Annotated in this window: 24 protein-coding genes; 21 read left to right on the plus strand and 3 right to left on the minus strand. The window is 38.2% G+C overall.

The features are described 5' to 3' along the window. Positions 1-9: 9 nt before the first annotated feature. The 9 genes from CEQ21_RS18700 to CEQ21_RS18740 all read left to right on the plus strand — a co-directional run bounded on the left by CEQ21_RS18700 (position 10) and on the right by CEQ21_RS18740 (position 8,865). Positions 10-303 (plus strand): DUF1292 domain-containing protein, encoded by a 294-nt coding sequence (locus CEQ21_RS18700; RefSeq protein WP_127737355.1) that lies wholly within the window; start codon positions 10-12, stop codon positions 301-303. A gap of 347 nt (positions 304-650) precedes the next feature. Next, positions 651-1,736: an endolytic transglycosylase MltG gene (gene mltG, locus CEQ21_RS18705; RefSeq protein WP_185767328.1), complete on the plus strand. Its 1,086-nt coding sequence runs from the start codon at positions 651-653 to the stop codon at positions 1,734-1,736. Positions 1,737-1,973: 237 nt separating this feature from the next. Continuing rightward, a complete protein-coding gene (locus CEQ21_RS18710) occupies positions 1,974-2,618 on the plus strand; it encodes an O-methyltransferase (protein ID WP_328593485.1) in 645 nt (214 codons plus the stop codon). A gap of 3 nt (positions 2,619-2,621) precedes the next feature. Continuing rightward, entirely contained in the window at positions 2,622-3,551 is a 930-nt protein-coding gene (locus tag CEQ21_RS18715) for a peptidase U32 family protein (RefSeq protein WP_185765814.1), read from the plus strand. A 21-nt stretch (positions 3,552-3,572) separates the two neighbouring features. After that, the gene (locus CEQ21_RS18720; RefSeq protein WP_185765815.1) at positions 3,573-4,841 is read left to right on the plus strand and encodes a peptidase U32 family protein; all 1,269 of its coding nucleotides are present in this window, start codon (positions 3,573-3,575) and stop codon (positions 4,839-4,841) included. Between the two features lie 3 nt (positions 4,842-4,844). Continuing rightward, positions 4,845-5,480, plus strand: a complete 636-nt coding sequence (gene udk, locus CEQ21_RS18725) for a uridine kinase (RefSeq protein WP_185765816.1) — start codon at positions 4,845-4,847, stop codon at positions 5,478-5,480. Positions 5,481-5,781: 301 nt separating this feature from the next. Then, complete coding sequence (gene greA / locus CEQ21_RS18730) at positions 5,782-6,258, plus strand: transcription elongation factor GreA (RefSeq protein ID WP_185765817.1); 477 nt, start codon at positions 5,782-5,784, stop codon at positions 6,256-6,258. Between the two features lie 64 nt (positions 6,259-6,322). Then, a complete protein-coding gene (locus CEQ21_RS18735; RefSeq protein WP_185765818.1) occupies positions 6,323-8,092 on the plus strand; it encodes a peptidoglycan D,D-transpeptidase FtsI family protein in 1,770 nt (589 codons plus the stop codon). Between the two features lie 131 nt (positions 8,093-8,223). Then, on the plus strand, positions 8,224-8,865 hold the full coding sequence (locus tag CEQ21_RS18740; RefSeq protein WP_185765819.1) for a YrrS family protein: 642 nt from the start codon (positions 8,224-8,226) through the stop codon (positions 8,863-8,865). A gap of 49 nt (positions 8,866-8,914) precedes the next feature. Here the strand turns inward: CEQ21_RS18740 and CEQ21_RS18745 are convergent, their stop codons facing one another. Then, on the minus strand, positions 8,915-9,121 hold the full coding sequence (locus tag CEQ21_RS18745) for a DUF2536 family protein (protein WP_127737363.1): 207 nt from the start codon (positions 9,119-9,121) through the stop codon (positions 8,915-8,917). Between the two features lie 183 nt (positions 9,122-9,304). Between CEQ21_RS18745 and CEQ21_RS18750 the strand changes: the two genes are divergently transcribed. The 7 genes from CEQ21_RS18750 to CEQ21_RS18780 all read left to right on the plus strand — a co-directional run bounded on the left by CEQ21_RS18750 (position 9,305) and on the right by CEQ21_RS18780 (position 14,241). Next, positions 9,305-9,943, plus strand: coding sequence for a class I SAM-dependent DNA methyltransferase (locus CEQ21_RS18750; RefSeq protein ID WP_185765820.1), 639 nt, complete (start codon positions 9,305-9,307; stop codon positions 9,941-9,943). A gap of 16 nt (positions 9,944-9,959) precedes the next feature. Further along, positions 9,960-10,655: a 5'-methylthioadenosine/S-adenosylhomocysteine nucleosidase gene (gene mtnN, locus CEQ21_RS18755; protein WP_185765821.1), complete on the plus strand. Its 696-nt coding sequence runs from the start codon at positions 9,960-9,962 to the stop codon at positions 10,653-10,655. A gap of 154 nt (positions 10,656-10,809) precedes the next feature. Then, on the plus strand, positions 10,810-11,733 hold the full coding sequence (locus CEQ21_RS18760) for a PLP-dependent cysteine synthase family protein (RefSeq protein WP_185767330.1): 924 nt from the start codon (positions 10,810-10,812) through the stop codon (positions 11,731-11,733). Next, positions 11,734-12,867, plus strand: coding sequence for a bifunctional cystathionine gamma-lyase/homocysteine desulfhydrase (locus tag CEQ21_RS18765; RefSeq protein ID WP_185765822.1), 1,134 nt, complete (start codon positions 11,734-11,736; stop codon positions 12,865-12,867). It abuts the gene before it with no gap. 340 nt (positions 12,868-13,207) lie between these two features. After that, positions 13,208-13,453, plus strand: coding sequence for a YrhC family protein (locus CEQ21_RS18770; protein ID WP_185765823.1), 246 nt, complete (start codon positions 13,208-13,210; stop codon positions 13,451-13,453). A gap of 457 nt (positions 13,454-13,910) precedes the next feature. Continuing rightward, the gene (locus CEQ21_RS18775; RefSeq protein ID WP_185765824.1) at positions 13,911-14,063 is read left to right on the plus strand and encodes a YrzI family small protein; all 153 of its coding nucleotides are present in this window, start codon (positions 13,911-13,913) and stop codon (positions 14,061-14,063) included. 37 nt (positions 14,064-14,100) lie between these two features. Continuing rightward, positions 14,101-14,241: a YrzI family small protein gene (locus tag CEQ21_RS18780; protein WP_185765825.1), complete on the plus strand. Its 141-nt coding sequence runs from the start codon at positions 14,101-14,103 to the stop codon at positions 14,239-14,241. 242 nt (positions 14,242-14,483) lie between these two features. Here CEQ21_RS18780 and CEQ21_RS18785 read toward each other — a convergent pair whose 3' ends face one another. Next, complete coding sequence (locus CEQ21_RS18785) at positions 14,484-16,421, minus strand: fructose-1,6-bisphosphatase (RefSeq protein WP_185765826.1); 1,938 nt, start codon at positions 16,419-16,421, stop codon at positions 14,484-14,486. 297 nt (positions 16,422-16,718) lie between these two features. On the opposite strand from CEQ21_RS18785, the gene sigK reads away from it, so the two are divergent. After that, positions 16,719-17,441 carry an RNA polymerase sporulation sigma factor SigK gene (gene sigK, locus CEQ21_RS18790; protein ID WP_185765827.1) on the plus strand — a complete coding sequence of 241 codons (723 nt, stop codon included), beginning with the start codon at positions 16,719-16,721 and terminating at the stop codon, positions 17,439-17,441. Positions 17,442-17,499: 58 nt separating this feature from the next. Here sigK and CEQ21_RS18795 read toward each other — a convergent pair whose 3' ends face one another. Beyond that, positions 17,500-17,811, minus strand: a complete 312-nt coding sequence (locus tag CEQ21_RS18795; RefSeq protein ID WP_150908672.1) for a hypothetical protein — start codon at positions 17,809-17,811, stop codon at positions 17,500-17,502. 277 nt (positions 17,812-18,088) lie between these two features. Between CEQ21_RS18795 and CEQ21_RS18800 the strand changes: the two genes are divergently transcribed. The 4 genes from CEQ21_RS18800 to CEQ21_RS18815 all read left to right on the plus strand — a co-directional run bounded on the left by CEQ21_RS18800 (position 18,089) and on the right by CEQ21_RS18815 (position 21,712). Continuing rightward, complete coding sequence (locus tag CEQ21_RS18800) at positions 18,089-18,547, plus strand: hypothetical protein (RefSeq protein WP_185765828.1); 459 nt, start codon at positions 18,089-18,091, stop codon at positions 18,545-18,547. A gap of 75 nt (positions 18,548-18,622) precedes the next feature. Continuing rightward, positions 18,623-19,399: an N-acetylmuramoyl-L-alanine amidase gene (locus CEQ21_RS18805; RefSeq protein WP_185765829.1), complete on the plus strand. Its 777-nt coding sequence runs from the start codon at positions 18,623-18,625 to the stop codon at positions 19,397-19,399. 168 nt (positions 19,400-19,567) lie between these two features. Continuing rightward, the gene (locus CEQ21_RS18810) at positions 19,568-19,762 is read left to right on the plus strand and encodes a hypothetical protein (protein WP_185765830.1); all 195 of its coding nucleotides are present in this window, start codon (positions 19,568-19,570) and stop codon (positions 19,760-19,762) included. 156 nt (positions 19,763-19,918) lie between these two features. Beyond that, positions 19,919-21,712 (plus strand): M3 family oligoendopeptidase, encoded by a 1,794-nt coding sequence (locus CEQ21_RS18815; protein WP_185765831.1) that lies wholly within the window; start codon positions 19,919-19,921, stop codon positions 21,710-21,712. Positions 21,713-21,720: the final 8 nt, after the last annotated feature.

Raw genomic sequence — 21,720 nt, forward strand, 5'->3', positions numbered from 1 at the left:
GTGGAAATAATGGAACACGGAGAAACAAATACAATTACAGTAGTAGACGAGCAAGGAAACGAACAATTATGCGAAATTTTGTTCACATTTGAATCAGATGAATTCGGCAAATCATATGTCCTTTATTACCCAATTGGTGAAGATGACAGTGAAGATGACGAAATCGACATTCATGCATCTTCTTTCATTCCAAACGAAGAAACTGGCGATGGTGAGCTTTCACCAATCGAAACAGATGAAGAGTGGGATTTAGTTGAGGAAATGCTTAACACTTTCCTTGCTAAAGAAGAGGAAGAAGAATAAGAAAACGTTAGGGGACAGCGAATCGCTGTCCCCTTTGTTTTGCCTCCTGCAAAAGATGTTTGGACATGTGTTTAAGATATAACGGAAACTTATGTATCGATTATCGATTAAGCGTTCGATTTTATTTTTAATATGCAATGTATATTTGCGATACACTATTCTTGAATAATAACAAAAATGCCGTGTTTCGCTATTTTTTGCACTTTCTTTGTTAGAATATAGTATAATTAGTCGAGATATGGTTTAGATAGATAATACATACCCGGATTTTAGGAGGGAAAAAATAATTGTCAACAACAGAGGGGAATAATGATAGAAAAGATAAGAAGGAATTGTTTTTAGAAAAGATGGCTGAAAGGCGAAATGAAGCAAAAACAATAAGAAGAATTGTCGGCATGACTATCCTTGTACTGGCAGTTTTAATAGTTGCAGTATCACTTACAAGCTATTTTTACATTAAGTCAAGTTTGAAACCTGTCGATGCTGACAGCAAAAAAGAAATAGTTGTCGATATACCTATTGGCTCCAGTGTAACGTATATCGCTCAAACGTTACAGGACAACGGACTCGTCAAAAATGCCAGGGTGTTTAAATATTATGTAAAGTTTAAAAATGAGTCCGAGTTCATGGCAGGAGAGTATCACATGAATCCTTCCATGACAATTCAAGAAATCATTGACAGCTTAAAGACAGGTAAAATTATGCAAGAGCCAATTTTCTCGATGACGATACCTGAAGGCAAACAGCTTGATGAAATTGCCGCAATCATAGCGGACAAAACAAAACAACCAAAAGATAAAGTGTTCAAAAGTCTTAATGATGAGAAATTTATTCAGTCATTAATGAGCAAGTATCCAACGATTCTTACGACAGAAGTATGGGCGAAGGATATTAAATATCCGTTAGAAGGGTATCTTTTCCCTGCGACATACGCCTTTTATAAAGAATCTCCAAGCCTTGAAGAAATTGTATCTGTAATGCTCGACAAAACCCAAAGTGTTGTTGAGAAATACAGGCAGGATATTGAACGAGAGGATTTAACTGTCCACCAATTTCTGACGATGTCCTCACTTATTGAGGAGGAAGCAACAGAAAAGGCTGACCGAGATAAAATTGCAAGCGTATTTTATAACCGTATCAAGGAAGGAATGCCACTGCAGACAGATCCAACTGTGTTGTACTCACAAGGAAAACATAAGGAAAGAGTCACATATAAGGATTTAGAAGTGGATTCACCGTACAACACGTACAAGAATAAGGGACTTACACCAGGTCCGATTTCTAATGCTGGAACTATGTCAATGGAAGCTGCTCTTCATCCAGCGAAAACAGATTATCTGTATTTCTTAGCAGCTGGTGATGGTACTGTTTATTTTTCTAGTACTTTAGAAGAACATAATTCCTTAAAGGCTAAATATATTACCAATAAATAAAGCAATGGGGGAAGCAGTATTAATTAGCATTCCCCCGCGTTTTATGTTAAAATGGTACAAGTGTTTTTGAACAGGTACTTATTATGGCAATAACTAATTTGGCATATATACAAAAGTTAGGTTCTTTATAAAAGAAGCTAACATTTTTCAGGTGGAGGGGGAACTTCCCCTGAAAAAAACAGATAAACAAAAGATCATTATTTATTGTCTGGCAAATGTAAATAGAGGTGAATTCTGTTGCAGAATGAAGAGCAAGTGCTGAAATATATCGAGAATTTAATTCCAGATAGAAGTGAAGCCTTTAAAGAGATTGAACAATATGCAATTGAGCACGATGTGCCGATTATGGAGCTTGTGGGAATTGAAACATTGCTTCAGCTGCTAAGGATGCACCAACCGAAAAAAATCCTTGAAATTGGGACAGCAATTGGCTATTCTGCACTGCGTATGGCTGAAGCTTTGCCTGAATGTAAGGTAGTTTCGGTTGAGCGGGATGAGCAACGTCACAATAAGGCTTTATCAAATGTAGAGACAATGAACATGAGCTCACAAGTTTTCTTAATAAAAGGTGATGCATTAGAAGTAGAGCATCTAGTGAGCGAGCATGGCCCTTTTGATGTATTATTTATTGACGCTGCCAAAAGCCAATATCGGAAATTCTTTGATATATATTCGAAAATGCTTTCTCCTAACGGTGTGATATTTACGGATAATATATTATTCCATGGGCTTGTTGCCGAAGAGAAATTAGAAAGCCGGAATTTAAGACAGCTTATCCGAAAGATAAAAGAATTTAATATTTGGCTAATGGAACACCCAGATTACCATACAGCGATCATGCCTGTTGGTGACGGGTTAGCGATTAGTAAAAAGAGGGGATAAAAGATGAAAAAACCTGAATTGCTTGTTACACCAATTACAGTTGAAGACATTATTCCATTGATTGATTGCGGAGCAGATGCCTTTGTGGTCGGTGAACAGAAATTTGGATTGCGTTTAGCAGGAGAATTTAAACGCGATGATGTAAAAAAAGCGATTGAGCTTGCACATTCACAGGATAAAAAGGTTTACGTGGCAATCAACGGCGTTTTTCACAATGACAAGATTGATGAGCTTTATGACTATATTGCATTCTTAAAGGATGTATCAGCAGACGGCATTATATTTGGTGACCCGGCTGTGCTTATGGTGGCTCGTGAAGTTGCTCCTGACATGAAATTGCATTGGAATACGGAAACGACTGGAACTAACTGGTATACATGTAATTACTGGGGCAGAAAAGGCGCTAAGCGTGCAGTGCTAGCAAGGGAATTAAGCATGGATGCTATCATTGAAATGAAGGAAAATGCAGAAGTTGAAATAGAAGTGCAAGTGCATGGAATGACAACGATGTTCCAATCAAAACGAACTCTGTTAGGACATTACTTCCAACATCAAGGAAAAGACGAAGAAATGGCTGATAGACAGCGCGATAAAGATTACTTCCTTCATGATAAAGAAAGAGAAAACAAATATCCTATTTTTGAAGACGAGAACGGAACACATATTATGAGTCCTAATGATATTTGTATCGTGGATGAGCTTCAGGAATTAATGGATGCAGGAATTGACTCCTTCAAGATTGATGGAATTTTAAAAGATTCTGCTTATATTCAAAAGGTGACAAGCATTTATCATCGTGCCATTATGATGTATATAAATGACCCGGACCAATATGAGGAAGAGAAAGACAGCCTTTTAGCGGAAATTGAACAAATACAGCCGGCAAACAGACAATTGGACACAGGATTTTTCTTTAAGGAAACAGTGTATTAACGATTAGGAGGAGTTTAGACGATGACAGCAGTGAAAACACCTATCTCTGAAATACGAGATGGTAAAAGAATCATTGTCAAAAAACCGGAGCTTTTAGCACCTGCAGGTAATCTTGAAAAGCTGAAGATAGCTGTTGCTTATGGTGCTGATGCGGTTTTTATCGGGGGACAGGAATACGGACTCCGCTCAAACGCTGGAAACTTCACTTTTGAAGAAATGAAAGAGGGAGTGGAATTCGCAAAAGGCTATAATGCAAAAATTTATGTAACAACAAATATTTTTGCTCATAATGAAAATATCGATGGATTGGAAGACTACCTGCTTGGACTTAAGGAAGCAGGAATTCATGGCATTATCGTGGCTGATCCATTGATTATTGAAACATGCCGCAGAGTTGCACCTGAAATAGAGGTTCACTTAAGCACACAGCAATCTCTGTCTAACTGGAAAGCAGTACAGTATTGGAAAGAGGAGGGCTTAGAACGAGTTGTTCTTGCCCGTGAAACTAGTGCTGAAGAAATTGAGGAAATGAAAGAAAAAGTCGATATTGAAATTGAGACATTTATACATGGCGCAATGTGTATCGCGTATTCTGGAAGATGTACTTTAAGCAATCATATGACTGCAAGGGATTCTAACAGAGGTGGTTGCTGCCAATCATGCCGCTGGGATTATGATCTATACAGACTGGAGGGCGAGCAAGAAAACCCGCTTTTCTCTGAAGAAGATGCACCTTTTGCTATGAGTCCGAAAGATTTAAAGCTGATTGAATCGATTCCTCGCATGATTGAAATAGGCATTGACAGCTTGAAGGTTGAAGGACGAATGAAATCCATTCACTACGTGGCAACTGTTGTCAGCGTATACCGTAAAGTGATAGATGCATATTGTGCTGATCCTGATAATTTCGTAATTGACCCAGAATGGTTAAAGGAACTTGATAAATGTGCAAACAGAGAGACAGCTCCAGCCTTTTTTGAAGGACAGCCAGGGTATAAAGAGCAAATGTTTGGTAATCATAGCAAAAAGACAAGCTTTGATTTCGCTGGTCTTGTTCTTGACTATGACAAGGAAGAAAAGATAGTGACGCTTCAGCAGCGTAACTTCTTTAAACCAGGACAGGAAGTAGAGTTCTTCGGTCCAGAAATAACTAATTTTACGACAGTTGTTGAGACAATATGGGATGAAAAAGGCAATGTGCTTGAAGCAGCTCGCCATCCGCTACAAATAGTTAAATTTAAAGTGGATCACCCTGTATTTCCAAATAACATGATGAGAAAGGAGCTCTAAAGCATGCAGCGCAAACCAGTTGTAATTGGTGTCGCAGGTGGCTCCGGATCAGGAAAAACAAGCGTGACCAAGGCTATTTTTGAGCATTTTCAAGGACATTCCATCCTGATGATAGAACAGGATTATTATTATAAAGATCAATCACATCTTCCATTCGAAGAAAGATTAGAAACAAATTATGACCACCCGCTTGCATTCGACACAGACTTATTAATCGAACATATTCAAACATTGCTTCAATATGAAAAAATCGAAAAGCCTGTCTATAATTATGCAATGCATACTAGATCAGATGAGACGATTGTTGTCGAACCAAGAGATGTTATTATTGTCGAAGGTATTTTGATTCTTGAGGATGAAAGATTACGCAATTTAATGGATATGAAGCTGTATGTTGATACGGATGCTGATCTACGCATTATTAGAAGACTAGTAAGAGATATTCAAGACAGAGGCAGAACAATGGACTCTGTTATTGATCAGTATGTTAGTGTTGTCAGACCAATGCATAATCAATTCATTGAACCGACAAAACGCTATGCAGATATCATCATCCCTGAAGGCGGGCAAAATCATGTTGCCATTGATTTAATGGTAACGAAAATACAGACAATCCTTGAACAGAAGTCTTTGTTATAAATAAATTCAAAGAATAAACTGGAAAAAAAGAATAAAAAGCAGCTTGTATTCAAAAACTTGGATATAACCTTTTAAACCCTTTTGTAATGGGATTTTTAAAAGAATTATTTCCCTAAAATAATTCATTTTAGGGAATAATTATTCTTTTTCTGAAAGAAAATGCTTTCTTTTTTTCGGATTACGTATTAAACTCATCCTATTAGTAATTAAGCTTGAGTTTACAAACTGCAATATTTAATACATATAAAACCAACAATCAACTTATATAGATTGTGCTGGATACTTTAAGGAGTGAACATTTTTGGCTATCGAAAAAGAATTTCCAATGACAGTTGCTGGTAAAGAGAAGTTAGAACAAGAACTTGAACAATTAAAGACGGTAAAACGTAAAGAAGTAGTTGAACGTATAAAAATAGCTCGTAGCTTTGGAGACTTATCAGAGAATTCAGAGTATGATTCAGCGAAGGAAGAACAAGCTTTTGTGGAAGGGCGCATCACAACGCTTGAAAACATGATCCGCAATGCAAAAATCATTTCTGAGGATGAGCTTGATCGTGACACTGTTTCACTTGGCAGCTCTGTTACATTCATCGAGCTTCCAGATGGTGACGAAGAAACGTACACAATCGTAGGTAGCGCTGAGGCAGACCCGTTTGAAGGGAAAATCTCCAATGATTCACCGATTGCAAAGAGCCTTATTGGCAAGAAGGTCGGCGATAAAGTGGTTGTTCAAACACCAGGCGGAGAAATGAACGTAGAAATCGTTACAATTAAATAACAAATTCAAACAGATTGTTTGAAATTCTTACACCTCGTCAACACTTTTGATGAGGTGTTTATTTATGTGGAGAAACAGGGCAATTTTTATCGGAGTGTTTTTTATATGCATGCTTGGCGTGCTGCTGGCAAGACTAGTTCAAATTCAGCTTATTGAAACAGAACATTTTACAAAGCATAATATTAACCTAGTTGAAGCAAGTGTCAAGCAACGATCACAAGAAATGGTATTGGATAACGGCAGAGGCGGTTTTTTAGACAGAGATGGGGAGTCGCTAACACAACAAACAAAAACTGTTTTGATTCTATTTCCGTTCCTAAAAAACATGGAGTGGGATAGCAAAAAAATTGCGGATATTATTGGCACAACAGAATATACTTTAACGAAAACAATCGCAGAGGCAAAAGAGCCGGTTGTGCTTGGGGGAAGCAAGCCTCTTGAATTGTCTGCAGAACAAATGACGGACATTAATAGTCTTAAAATTCCCGGTGTGTTTGCCGTAAATAAAAAATACAGGGTCCAAAACGATTTAGCAGAACAGCTCATAGGGATTACAGGACAAAATGAGGAACAGCTTGCCGCCAGATATCCTGATAAAAAGCTGTCCTACGATACATTAATGGGTCTGACTGGACTAGAGAAAAGCTTCGATGAATTTCTCCTCCCAGATGGTGAATCAAAGCTTGTTTATCATGTTGATGCAACAGGTGGTCCTTTGTTTGGCATAAATGTCAAATATGTGGAGCCGGGAAATCCTTTTTATCCAGTGAATATTAAAACAACCATTGATAAAGAGCTACAAGAAAATGCAGAACAATTAGCGGACAAGCATGGAATTAAAAAAGGCGGACTTGTGCTCTTAGATATGGAGACAAATACCGTCGCTGCCATGGTATCACGTCCAAATATAAACTCAAGCAGTCCTTATGAAACAGACGGAATTAATAACTTTATGCTAAAGCAGCAAATTGTCGGCTCTGTATTTAAGACAGTTGTTGCTGCAGCGGCAATTGATAATAAATTGGATAATAATGATGCTGTTTACAATTGCAGTCAGAAAATAAACGGAGATCCAGATCCAGTTTATCAGCATGGCATGCTTAACTTTACAGATAGCTTTGCTGTCAGCTGTAATAATACATTTGCGACGATTGCAAAGGATCTGCAAATCATCGATGAGCATATGCTGGAGGATTATGCCGATAAACTATCTTTAACGGCAACTGTTGGCTGGCAAGGATCTATTTTTCATTCGAGCGATTTCAAGCAAATACAGGATGAGGAAAAGGGCCGAGTGTTTTTATCAGAAGAAGCAAGAAAGGATAAGAATTATGTTGCATTAACAGGCATCGGTCAAAACGAAGTGAGAGTTACCCCTCTCGCTGTTGCGAATATGATGGCGACAATCGCGAGAGGCGGGGAAAAGCAGGCAGTTAGAGTCGCTTCAGAAATAGAATATAAAAATGGCAGCACATTGCTTACATTTGAGCAAAAACAACTGGCTGGGGACACGATTAAACCATATACAGCAGAGCGGCTTCAAAAGCTTCTAAGAGAAGTTGTCGAGAATAAAGAAGGCACTGGCAGATGGTTTCAGAACTTGCCATATGAAGTGGCTGGAAAATCTGGAACAGCAGAAACTGGCATATACAAAGGAAAAGAGCAGCTTCATAATAAGTGGTTTGCAGGTTATTTTCCGTATGATAATCCGAAGTATGCCCTTGTAGCCGTTAATCTTGAAGTATTTGCTGATGAAGGAGGAGTCAATCCGCTGTTTGCAGATATGGTTAAAATGGTGTATGACCATGATCATAATGAAAACAAGCAGGAGTAGTGAAATACCCATTTTCCTTTTCACTCAGCAAAAGTCATGATAGAATATGTACAGCCTTAACTGGTTAAAAAATAATGGTGATAATAAAGAAACATAATACAAATGTTTGGATATAGGGAGGAGAAACAGTTTTGAGCACAGACACTAACGATAATGTTCGAAGCAGATCGGAAAATCGATCAAAGAGGAAAAAGACGAATATTATTCTTAATGGCTTGATCATTCTTGTCATAGCATTAATTGTTTTTGTCTCATATTCTATTTTCAAGACAAAAGATGACAACAATGCAGAACAGCAAAATAACACAAACGCAGCTAAAACGGAAGAGACTGCTGCGAGTGAGGATAATGCTGCAAAAACGGACGATGACAAAGCCTCTGACACGGACAGCACAGATGAAGATTCGACAGAGCAAAAAGACGGGGATGAAGTCATTACAGATGGAGGCAGTGATTCAAACGTTATTAAAACGATTGAAAATTCATCATGGGAGTCTGTTGGCACAGCGCAAACTGGTGAACATACTGCTACCTACTCAGAAGGCGTTGATTGGAATGAGCAGGTAAAAGCACTTGCATATGGAACAGGAATTGACGAAAGCAATATGACTGTCTGGTTCTTAGGCAATAACAATCACGACCCTAATAAATCAATCGGCACTGTATCAACAAAAGATAAAAGTCAAAAATATCGTGTATATATTGAATGGGTAGACGGCAGCGGCTGGAAGCCAACTAAGGTAGAAGAAATTAAAGACTTGAATATCCGTTAAATCAATCGAGGCGGTATATGATTATTCATATGCCGCCCTCATTGTGTTCTTATTTTTTTATTTTAAAATGGACCATAACCGTATGGTACGGTCTGCCGTTTTCTTGAAGTGTTGTCTGATGATTGACAGAATGCACAGAAAGCAGAATACCTTTGTTTATTTCGATTTGCTCAGAAATTCTTTTTTCAATCGTTTTTAGGCTTTCTCCTTCAAAAAACTCGACTTTGTCTTGGATAATATCAAGCTGAAAATTCATATGGTACTTCCTCTCTTAGGATCTCTGTATGTATTTTAGCATAAATAGTGTAAAACAAGGAGAACGCTGATAAAAGCATATTTACATAAAAGTGCGTGGAGTCTTTGGTAAATGATGAACCTGACTCTCGTCCAATTCATAGTATATTTATGGGAATTGTTTGCTATGAAAGGGGAATGAGAAATGGGAAAGGAATTCATTGAAATTTTTGAAAAATGGGCGGACACTTACGATGTTAGCTTAACAAATGATATTGAATACAAAGAAGTGTTTCGCGGCTATGAGCAAATATTAGAAAGTGTTGCAAATAGAGCTTTCGGTGAAGTTGTTGAATTTGGACCAGGAACAGGAAATCTTACTGCAAAGCTGTTAGAGCAAGGATTGTCTGTGACAGGAATAGAACCTTCCCCTGCGATGCGAAAATTAGCGGACGAAAAGCTCAACGGGAAAGCAGTCGTGAAGGATGGGGACTTTCTTTCCTTTACTATAGAGAAAAAACCAGATGTTTTTGTCAGTACGTATGCTTTTCATCATTTAACAGATAAAGAAAAAGCAGAAGCCATTACTCTTTATAGTAATTTACTGTCGTCATCTGGTAAAATAGTTTTTGCGGATACAATGTTTCGTTCCGAAGAAGAATATGAAAAAGCAAAAGCAGCCGCTTCACAAAGCGGATTTCATAACCTTGCAGCAGACTTAGCACGTGAATATTATTCCACCATCCCGAAGCTTAAGGGGATGTTAGAGGAAAATGACTTCACGGCCACATTTACTCGTTTAAATGAGTTTGTCTGGATCATGGAAGGAATAAAAGTGCAGTAAGAAAGAGGGAAGTAAATTGAGAATAGCAATTATCGGAGCAATGGAAGAAGAAGTTTCTATACTAAGGGAACAAATGGAGAATAAAAAGGAGCAGACAATCGCTGGTTTTCAATTTATTGAAGGTAGTTTGGCTGGCAAGGAAGTAGTTCTGCTGCGTTCAGGCATTGGCAAGGTCAATGCTGCAATGAGCACAACGATTCTAATGCAGGCTTACAAACCGGATTATCTAATTAATACAGGATCAGCAGGTGGATTAAATCCTGACTTGAATGTTGGCGATGTTGTCATTTCAAGTGAAGTAAGACATCATGATGTAGATGCTACTATCTTCGGCTATGAATATGGTCAAGTGCCACAAATGCCTGCAAGCTTTGCAGCAGATAGTAGTTTAATTCATATAGCAGAGGAAAGCGCCAAGGAAATTGGCGAATATGCCGTTGTTAGAGGGCTTATCACAACAGGAGATTCCTTTATTAACGACCCTGCGAGAGCGGACTTTATTAAATCAAAATTCACTGGGCTTCAAGCAGTTGAAATGGAAGCTGCCGCAATAGCACAAGTTGCATATAAGCATGAAATTCCATTTGTGATTATCCGTTCCTTGTCTGATATTGCGGGCAAAGAGTCGCATCTATCTTTTGATCAATACTTGGAGAAGGCAGCAGTTCATTCAGCGAACTTAGTAGTTGGAATTGTTAAGAAAATGAAGTAAATAGGTGGGGGAAGACTTTTTAAAGACTTCCCTCTTTGTTAATAATTAAATCTGACTATTCAAATGGGGATATTGGTAATATAGTAATCGGCATATTTTGCAAACGGAATTAAGTGTAAAACAGGCAATGATAAATAGAAGGAGGGAAATGATGATGAGAGTTTACAACAATGTGCATCAACTTATTGGCAATACGCCAATGGTTGAAATAACCCATTTTCTTTTGCCGAATCATGTTCGTATATTTGCGAAGCTAGAGTTTTATAATCCGGGCGGAAGCATAAAAGATAGACTTGGGCTTGAATTAATCAAGGATGCTATTGAGAGTGGAAAGCTGACAAAAGGTGGAACAATCATTGAACCTACTGCAGGAAACACAGGAATAGGTCTGGCTCTCGCTGCATTAAATCAAGATGTGAACGTAATTGTGTGTGTGCCCGAAAAGTTCAGCATCGAGAAACAGCAAATTATGAAGGCTTTAGGTGCGGAAATTATTCATACGCCAACGCTTAAGGGCATGGCTGGAGCAATTGCAAAGGCAAAAGAACTGCAAAAAAGCATTCCAGGCTCCTTCCTGCCAGGTCAATTTGAAAATCCAGCAAATCCAGATACTTATTACAAAACACTAGGACCGGAAATTTGGGAGCAGCTTGATGGAGAGATAGATATTTTTGTTGCTGGTGCTGGTACTGGTGGTACCTTTATGGGAACAGCCAGATACTTAAAAGACCAAAAAAGCACAATAAAAACAGTTATCGTAGAGCCAGAAGGATCTATCCTGAATGGCGGAGATGCTGGGTCACATAAAACAGAGGGTATTGGAATGGAATTTCTGCCTAGCTATATGGACACTGCATATTTTGATGCAGTTCATACAGTAAGTGATGCAGATGCCTTTCAAAAGGTAAAGGATGCGGCTATAAAAGAAGGCTTGTTAGTGGGCAGTTCCTCAGGGGCCGCCTTGCATGCTGCCTTATTGGAGGCAGAAGCTGCTACACCAGGAACAAATATTGTCGTTGTGTTTCCAGACAGCAGCGACCGGTATATAAGCAAGAAGATATTTGAAGGAGGAATATAAATGAAACGTAAAACGAGACTTATCCATGGTGGAATACCTGGAGACCCACATACAGGTGCTGTCAATGTCCCAATTTATCAGGTTAGTACTTATAAACAGGATGGAATTGGAAATCATCAAGGCTTTGAATATTCTCGAACAGGAAACCCTACTCGTCACGCACTAGAGGAGCTTATAAAGGATTTAGAGCATGGCACAAGAGGATTTGCCTTTAGCTCTGGAATGGCAGCCATTACAGCTGTTATCATGCTGTTTAAACAAGGTGATCACCTGTTAATAACAGATGATGTTTACGGAGGAACATTCCGTGTCATAACAAAGGTGCTTAATAAATTTGGAATTGAAGCAACTTTTATAGATACAAGCGATATTGACAATATAAAAGAAGCAGTTCAGGAAAATACGGTTGCCCTTTATATTGAAACACCGACAAACCCGCTGTTGAAAATTACAGATATTTCAGCAGCATCCTTTGCAGCCAAGGAACTAGGCCTGTTAACGATTGTGGACAATACGTTCTCCACACCATATTGGCAAACGCCATTAACACTCGGTGCTGATATTGTCCTGCATAGTGCCACAAAATATTTAGGCGGACATAGTGATGTCGTATCAGGGCTTGTAGCAGTGAAAAATGAAAAATTAGGCGAAGATCTGCATTTTATCCAAAACTCAACAGGAGGAGTGCTTGGACCGCAAGATTCTTGGTTGTTGATTCGTGGAATGAAGACTTTAGGAATCAGAATGGAAGAGCACGAAAAAAGCGCAAAAGAGATTGTTGCTTTTTTAGAAAAGCACCCAGCAGTATCAAAGGTTTATTATCCTGGGCTTGAATCACATCCAAATCATGAAATCAGCAAAAAGCAAGCACTTGGATTCGGCGGCATGATCAGCTTTGATGTCGGCAGTGAAGCAAATGCTGATAAGCTTCTCAGCAAATTGAAGTATTTTACTTTAGCAGAAAGTCTTGGCGCAGTCGAAAGCTTAATATCCGTACCTGCAAAAATGACACATGCATCCATACCACAGGAAAGAAGAGCAGAGCTTGGTATTACCGACGGCCTTGTCCGCATTTCCGTTGGACTTGAAGATATCGAGGACTTATTGGAGGACTTAGAACAGGCGTTAACATAAGACAAAGATAAACCCCTGACTACCACGAAAGCATAATTTTGTGGTAGTCAGGGGTCTTTTTTTCTGGTTACCAAATCAATTGTGATAAAAAACCTTAGTGAAATGGCTAAGTGCGCTCAATACAAGTGCAGAGAAGAAAGAGCTGCAAAGCCTAAGAAGTTATTCTAACTCAAGAAGCGAGATTGAGAAGCAGCCATTTATTGCTTATTAACAAAACTGTTTAAGATGTTTTAGGTTATATTGTTTCTAGTATTTTCCTGACATGCTATCAATTGCTAAAGAAAAGTTAGCTAAGCTTATGGTAAAGTAGAGTTATAGAAAAGTAGAAAGCAGGGATAGCTTGGAAAAGACGTTGAAGGACTTGTCGGGGAGATTAGCGGATTACAAACGATTTGCGATTGTTTTGTTGGCTGTTGGGGTCTTTTTTTATTTAGGAGTCATTATACCAGCTGTGCATCAAGTTAAATGGCATGATGAAGCTATGACAATTACATCAGCAGTTACTTTATCAGCATCCATTTTCTTTTTTGCAAAAGTGAAGAAGTTCAGAAAAATGATCAGCGACATGACAGATGACGATATGTAAATTCATATATTGATAAATTAAAGAGAATGAATTATTCATTCTCTTTTTTTATGCCCTTTTCTTACTTAACGTAAACCACATTTTAAAAAAATAAGTAAAATATCTATTTTGAAAAAAAGTGGTTTACAAAAATGGAAATGGAGGATATAATTGCCAATGTAAAAACTAATTCTAAAGGAGGTTGAATGTTATGAAAAACGTATTAATGCAATCAGTGAGCAATATGACAACATTATATGGATTATGCACGAATTCAACCGCTGAGGAATGGAAATTCTAGTTTTTCTAAAATTACCTATTCAACCGCAGGCGAGTCGTGTCCTGCGGTTTTTATATGTCTTCTTTTAGAAGAAATATATCGCAGGGGCTTTCGACCTGCGGTTTTTTTGTGCCTTTTTAATTAAAATATCCCATTTTAGTTAATAATTGGTAATAGATGATGAAAGGAGGTGATATAATGACGCTTAATATTCTATTTATGACCATAACGATTAAAAGGAAGCAACAAACGTATGAGCAATTCATGCATGATCAGCTTACGGAACAAATAATCGAAGAAAGTAAACATAAGCAAGTAAGCTTAGGAGACTTTACAAGAAATACGTTTTAAGAGGAGTATGTTTTTACGAAAAAAGGGGGTGAAATATATGACACTGAATCTACTGTTCTTTACAGTTATTATCCGTAAACGAAAAACCAGCACAAAAGAATATTTACATCAGCAAAGAATTGAAAAATTAATGGATGAGCATAAAAACAGGCAAATCACGCATCAGCGTTTACTGTAATCTGCCAGTAAAAAATAAAAAGAAAGGTGTGAAGAATCATGATTATCATTTTGCAAAGACGTCAATCAATCCTGTGGGTGGAGAAGGATTCCACCTAACGAAATGAAGGGCTAGTGAGAATGCTATGCATATGTTTATATTGCTGCTGTCAGTTGAATGCAAATGGTGGGTGGAGACAATTAGGAAAACAATGTCTCGGTAATGAAAAAAGCTCATGCATCGTTTGATGCATGAGCTCCTAATTATCTCACTTTATATTTGTATTCAAGAAGATGCTGCAAATCATCTCTTTGTTCTAGCAATTTTTCGCCGATGTTTGTTTCCATTACTCTTTTTCGTTGCAGTTCACGATCAACGACTCTTTTGACAGATAAGACATCTGTTCCTGTTTGAAGAACATCCTCTTTGCTAATAAAGCGTTTATGGGCTACAAGCTGCATTCCGTATGAGTTATAGAGAAGCGTATAGCCCGCAATGCCAGTTTTCGACTGATAAGCCTTTGAGAAGCCACCGTCAATAACAATCATTTTGCCGTTCGCCTTAATCGGATTTTCTCCATTAATTTCTTCTACAGGCGTGTGTCCGTTGATAATATGACCGTGATCAGGATTCATATCAAATTCCTGTAGGATTGATCGACAAGTTTCTTCTTCTTCCCTTAATTTATAATAAGGATTTTTGTGCTCCTTATGTATTGCTTTGTCCTTAATAAAATAACGTTCAAATGTAGTCATGTCCTTTTTGCCAAATAGAGAAGAGTTCTCTCCAGTCCATAAATACCAAATCATATCTGTTGCAAGGTCATCGGTTATTTCTGGACGAGAAAAACTTTCCCGTAAATATTGCTCAAAAACGTCAAGCAGCTTTTTGCCACTGTAGTTCTTGCCGTTCAGCTCCATTGTTTTCATACTGCCATCCTGGTTTAATGGAATACATCCGTGGATAAGCAAATTGCCATTGTATTTTAAATAAAGATTGCCTTTTTTCATTAAAAAGGTCATATGTCGTGCCAGCTTTTCTGAATGCTGGATAGAGAAAAGCAGCTTTTCCAAAACTTGTTCCTCTTCAGGCAAAAGCTTCGCTGGATCATTTGGATCAAGCGTTGAGAAGCAGGTATTTTCAAGCTGATAGGTGTTTCCGTGCAAGAGAATAGTATTAGAATCAAAATCAATTTTATCGAGAATAAGGCGATGCTCCATGTTGAAATCAGGTCTTCTTTTAATAATAGGCTGTTCAAGCTTGAATTGAATCATGCTGATTGCCTGATGGATTTTAGTGATTTGCAGGATGTTCTCCTCACCAATTTCCTCTCTTTTAGCATTTAGCTTTGGGCGAAATGCAGAGTTATCATCATAGTATTTTTCTGCTAGATTCAATAATGGCCGTAAATTAATTCCATATGCATCTTCAATGATGTCGAGGTTATCGTAACGGGCGCAAATACGGATGATATTTGCAAGGCACACCTTAGAGCCAGCGTATGCACCAATCCACAATACATCATGATTTCCCCATTGAATGTCGACAGAATGGTAGTCCATCAATGTTTCCATGATTTTATCAGGATGTGGCCCCCTGTCATAAATATCGCCGACTACATGTAAATGGTCGACGACAAGTCTTTGAATCGTGTAAGCCAACCCGGTAATTAGTTTGCTTGCTTGACCAAGGGAAATGATTCGTTGCAGGATTTTTGAATAGTAATCTTTTTTGTTGTCTAGCTCGTCCTTTTTATACAGCAGCTCTTCAATAATATAGACAAATTGTTTAGGCAGTTCCTTACGCACTTTTGAGCGAGTATATTTGGAGGAAGCATAGGAAACTAACCGGATCATTTTCTCGATTGTATTCGCATACCATTTATACAATAATTGGTCATTTTCGAATGTGTTGATCACAAGCTGCAGCTTTTCTTCTGGGTAATAAACAAGTGTTGCAAACTCGTCCATCTCTTTTTTGGAAAGCTCCTCATGGAACAGCTCTTTGATCTTTTCCTTAACATTCCCAGATCCATTTCGAAGAACATGCTGAAAGGCATGGAATTCCCCGTGTAAATCACTGACAAAATGCTCCGTTCCTTTTGGCAGGTTTAAAATGGCATCTAAGTTAATTATTTCGGTTACAACCTTTTCTTCACTTGTGTATTTTTCTGTTAGCAGGTCTAAATATTTTGTGTCCATCTGTACCTCTCCTATCGAAAAATTGTCCAATTATTGCTAATGATGTGGCATAAGCCCATTTTATTCCTATTTTACATACAAGGGAAGGAAAAACCTTTCTTAATATGTCTTTTTTCATAAAGGAGAATACTGTTATTCCTGTTTTCTCCGTTTTAACCGCGTGTCCCCTATACCCATTGAATTTTAACTGTAAACGTAATTAAACGATATTTTCCTATTATTATTCGAGAAAGGACATGCAAGACATCCTACACCTTCACATAGTAATGAAGTATAGGCTAAAGTGGAGGTGGAACAATGTCTGGGATTATTTATTCACTCGGGCTTTTAGTAAAAGAACTGTTGTTTCTTGTTTCTTATGTAAAAAATAATGCGTTTCCCCAGCCGTTATCTGCATCAGATGAAAAAAAGTATTTAAGGCTGATGGCAGAAGGAGATTCACATGCGCGAAATATGCTGATAGAACATAATTTACGCCTTGTTGCACATATTGTGAAGAAATTCGAAAACACTGGCGAGGACTCGGAGGATTTAATATCTATCGGAACAATTGGTTTGATTAAAGGAATAGAAAGCTTCTCAGAAGGTAAAGGAACGAAGCTTGCCACATACGCCGCAAGATGTATTGAGAATGAAATACTTATGCATTTAAGGGCATTGAAAAAAACCAAAAAAGATGTCTCCCTACATGACCCTATCGGGCAGGATAAAGAAGGTAATGAAATCAGCCTTATTGATGTCCTGAAGTCAGAATCAGAGGATGTAGTCAATACGATTCAGTTAAATATGGAGCTGGAAAAAGTGAAGGAATATATCGATGTATTAGATGAACGAGAAAAGGAAGTTATTGTCGGCAGGTTTGGGCTTGATTTGAAAAAAGAGAAGACTCAAAGAGAAATCGCAAAAGAACTTGGCATTTCAAGAAGCTATGTTTCTCGTATTGAAAAAAGAGCACTGATGAAAATGTTTCATGAATTTTACAGAGCAGAAAAGGAAAAACGGAAAAAGGGGCAGGATTAGCTTTAACAAGGAAAAGGGCTGTGTTGTGCAGCCCTCTTTGTCATAACAGCAGTTTTTATTATTGTTTATATCGTAAATATTCCCGGTTAGAGGTAGGAACATTTTTGACGACTTCGCCTGCGCGATTTTTGTATATTTCATATTCTCTGTAAGTTTCCAATACGAATCCATCCTCAACCGTCGTATCTTCTAATTTATATTCTAATTCTGGCGCTCCGTACACTTCCTCAGATGTGCTTGCCGGCTCGCTTTCCGTTGTTTCACCATAATAATAAACATAGTCTTCATTTATTTTCGCAGTTGGTGTCTCCACATAGGCAATAAATGCTAGCAAAACAATCACGAATAGTAAAGCAAGGCGTTTCTTCATTCTCTCTCCTCCTTCCCTACATAATATGCATGTCCAGCCTACTTATTCGGCAATCTTAAAGGAATAGTTGGATAGAATGATAAAAAGGAAAATATTATCATTTTATGCTTGGAAGTAACATATTCATAAAAAAGTACATGCCCTCATTTACGGTTCCGCACATAATAAAAAAAGTTCGCTATTTGTAAATAAAATATAATATTAGTAATGTGAATGAAATATATATAACGATATAGAGTGAATATGCATGATAAGCCGGTAGGAGGATGAAAGTCAAATGCTATTGAAACAGCTGCTTTTTTTATCCGTGTTCGTTACTGCTCTTGTTTGGCCTTCACATCAGGAATATGACCGAGCACGAGCAAATGATGACAAAACATGTGAACGAAGTGATTCAGAATGGAAGGCGGCAATAAAAAGCCTCAAGGATAAAGAGGAAGTGGATGCAGTGCTTGGAACGAAGCATAAGGAAATAACGGACGAGATGAGCGGCACAAAAGTGTGGCGCTTTGACATATGCACGGTTGCCAATTACAGCTTTTTTGAACAATCTGACGCTGTTGATATAAGCAGCATTAGCGATGATTTAGTGGAGAGAATTATCTTTATTAGCTTTTCGAATGATGGCAGCATCATACAAAGAAAATCCATGTATTATAAAGGAAACGATGGCAATATAAGAGAGGCCGTCTATTTTCCGGATGGACAAGAAAAAGAACATATATTAGAGCTTTAAATATCTTCAAATTGAGATATTCGTACAAGCGCTTTTTCACCACCTTACTATAATATTAGCAAGGTGGTGAAAATAATGGCAAAAATATTTATTGATCCAGGCCATGGCGGCTCTGATCCAGGAGCAGTCGGGAATGGGATTCGAGAGAAGGATATTACATTACGCATTGGGACAATGGTCAGGGATATGCTTGTCAGTGAATATGAAGGTGTAACAGTTAGGATGAGCAGAACCTCTGATGAAACAGTAAGCCTTTCACAAAGGTCAAATGCTGCAAACAGCTGGGGAGCAGACTATTTTGTATCAATCCACGTTAATGCAGGTGGTGGAACAGGGTTTGAAAGCTATGTGTACACTGGAACAGGCGCACCAACAACAACCTATCAAACAGCGGTTCATAATCGAGTAATCAATCTTACTAATTGGGGCGACCGTGGTAAAAAACAGGCGAACTTCCATGTTGTAAGAGAAACGACTATGCCAGCTATTTTGACTGAAAACGGATTTATTGATACCGCATCTGATGCAAATAAACTAAAAAACGCTTCTTTCCTTTCCACATTAGCTAGAGGACATGCAGAAGGCATAGCAGATGCTTTCAATTTGAAAAAAAGAGAAACAACTGAAAATGATACACTTTATAAAGTGCAAATAGGTGCTTTTAGAAATAAAGCAAATGCAGACAGTCTTGCAGCACAGGCAAGACGTGATGGTCTTGATGCAGCAGTGTTGTTAAGAGATAACCTCTATAAAGTCCAAATCGGCGCATTTGCAAACCGCACAAATGCAGAAGCAATGGAAGACAGAGCTAAAGAAGAAGGTTACTCTACAATTGTATTGTCAGAATCCTAACGTTCAAGAGAAATAGGATAATTTAAGTTAAACCCGAACTTATTTTCGAATAGAGTTCGGGTTATTTTTAGTAAATGGATGTCAAAAGAAAATCACCTATAAGCAGGACCCCTGCCTAACCAACTATGGCAATTGCAGAATAGGTTATAAGGGAGGGGAGGTTTTGTTATGACGGCATTTGGTTATCCATACCAATCGGTGCCAGGAAATCCTTTTTTAGCAGGAGGATATCCGCAAGGTTATGGATATGGCTATGGGCAACAGCAAGGCTACGGGGCGTGGTATGCTTTATTGATTGTTCTTTTCATCATTATCATCCTGTTTTGGGGTATTTGGGCATTCAGCAACTGTTTTTATTATTAACATATATCGTAATCATTTGCCTATCACTTTTGGCAAATGATTTTTTTTAGGTTTAGAGGCAGATTGTCATTTTTATATCCTTTTATTTTGATAAATAGAAATTTTTCCACAATAAAACTATAATAATATAAGAAACAAAAAAGGAGTGGTATCATTTTGACAAACAAAATGTATGCAGATGTTTGGGATTTAGATGTTTTTTTCCCTGGAGGAAGCAGTTCACCAGAATTCACCAAGCATCTTGAGGAGACAGGAACTAAAATTGAAGAGTTCACCAACACGGTTAAGGAGTATGCTCCTGCAGACGGCATCTCTGACCGGAAAACAGTTCGACATTTAATCGATATGTTTGAAGGCACTGTGCAAAAAATCCGCCAGGCAGGTGCATTTGTCAGCTGTTTACAGGCACAAAACATGGATGATAAGGAGGCAGATGCTCTAAGAGGGAAAGTAACAGAGTTGAGTGCAGGCTTTCAAAATGGATTGACGATCTTTGATGGGAAATTATCTCAATATGAAAATGACCAATGGAAGCTGCTTCTTGAGGATGAAAAGCTTCATGAACTATCGTTTGTTCTGACAGAGAGACGAACGAATGCAGTTCAAAGGCTGTCTGAAAAAGAAGAAATGCTGATTAACAAGCTGAGTGTTGACGGGTATCATGGCTGGGGCCAAATGTACGATACAATTGTTGGCAGCATGCAAATTCCGTTTGAGGAAAATGGTCATGTGAGCTATTTGTCTGTTGGGCAAGCTGCCAATAAGTTCTCACATCCAAATCGTGAAGTTCGCCAAAAGGTCTTTGTGGAATGGGAAAAGGCATGGAATGAAAAGGGTGCATTATTATCTAAGACGTTAAATCATCTTGCTGGTTTTCGGTTAAATACATATGAGATGAGAAATTGGGATAATGTGCTGAAAGAGCCGCTTGAATACAATAGGATGGACGAAAAGACACTTACGGCGATGTGGCGGGTAATCAGTAATAATAAAAAGCCGCTTGTGGAGTTCTTGAACAGAAAAGCAAAATTACTTGGGGTAGATAAGCTGAGCTGGTTTGATGTTGATGCGCCAATTGGGAAAACTGAAACAAAAATGACTTATCAGGAGGGCGCAGAATTCATTCTTGATCATTTTGCGAAATTCGGGGAGGAAATGACGTCCTTTGCTAAAACGGCATTTGAAAACAACTGGATTGAGGCTGAAGATAGACATGGGAAAAGACCAGGAGGCTTTCACACTTATTTTCCTGAAAGTGCTCAATCAAGGATTTTTATGACCTATTCAGGAACGCCGTCCAATGTATCGACATTGGCACATGAGCTTGGTCACGGCTTCCATACTTATGCAATGAAAGACATGCATACACTTAACCGTAATTATGCGATGAATGTCGCTGAAACAGCTTCCACACTTGCAGAGATGATTGTTGCAGATGCTGCAGTGAAAAACGCTTCCTCTGAGGAAGAGAAACTCGTTTTGTTAGAGGATAAAATTCAGCGTTCAGTTGCTCTGTTAATGAATATTCATGCCCGGTTTATTTTTGAAACAAGCTTCTATGAGGAAAGACGCAAAGGTCTTGTTAGTAAAGAGAGATTGAATGAGCTGATGGTTGCAGCTCAACAAGAGGCTTTTGGTGATGCGTTAGCAGAATATCATCCGTCCTTCTGGGGATCAAAGCTGCATTTTTATATTACAGGTGTGCCTTTTTATAATTTTCCATATACATTTGGATACTTATTTTCTCTTGGCATTTATGCAAAGGCCATTCAAGAAGGCCAAGGTTATGAAGACAAATATATTTCCCTCTTAAAAGACACTGCCAGCATGTCTGTTGAAGAGCTGGCGAAAAAACATCTTGATGTAGATTTGACAGATGACGCCTTCTGGGAAAGTGCTATTAAGGTATGTATAGATGATGTAGAAGAGTTTTTAGCATTAACAAAGTAATTAAACGA

Origin of the sequence: Niallia circulans, assembly GCF_007273535.1 — a bacterium.
Lineage (GTDB): Bacteria > Bacillota > Bacilli > Bacillales > Cytobacillaceae > Niallia > Niallia circulans_B.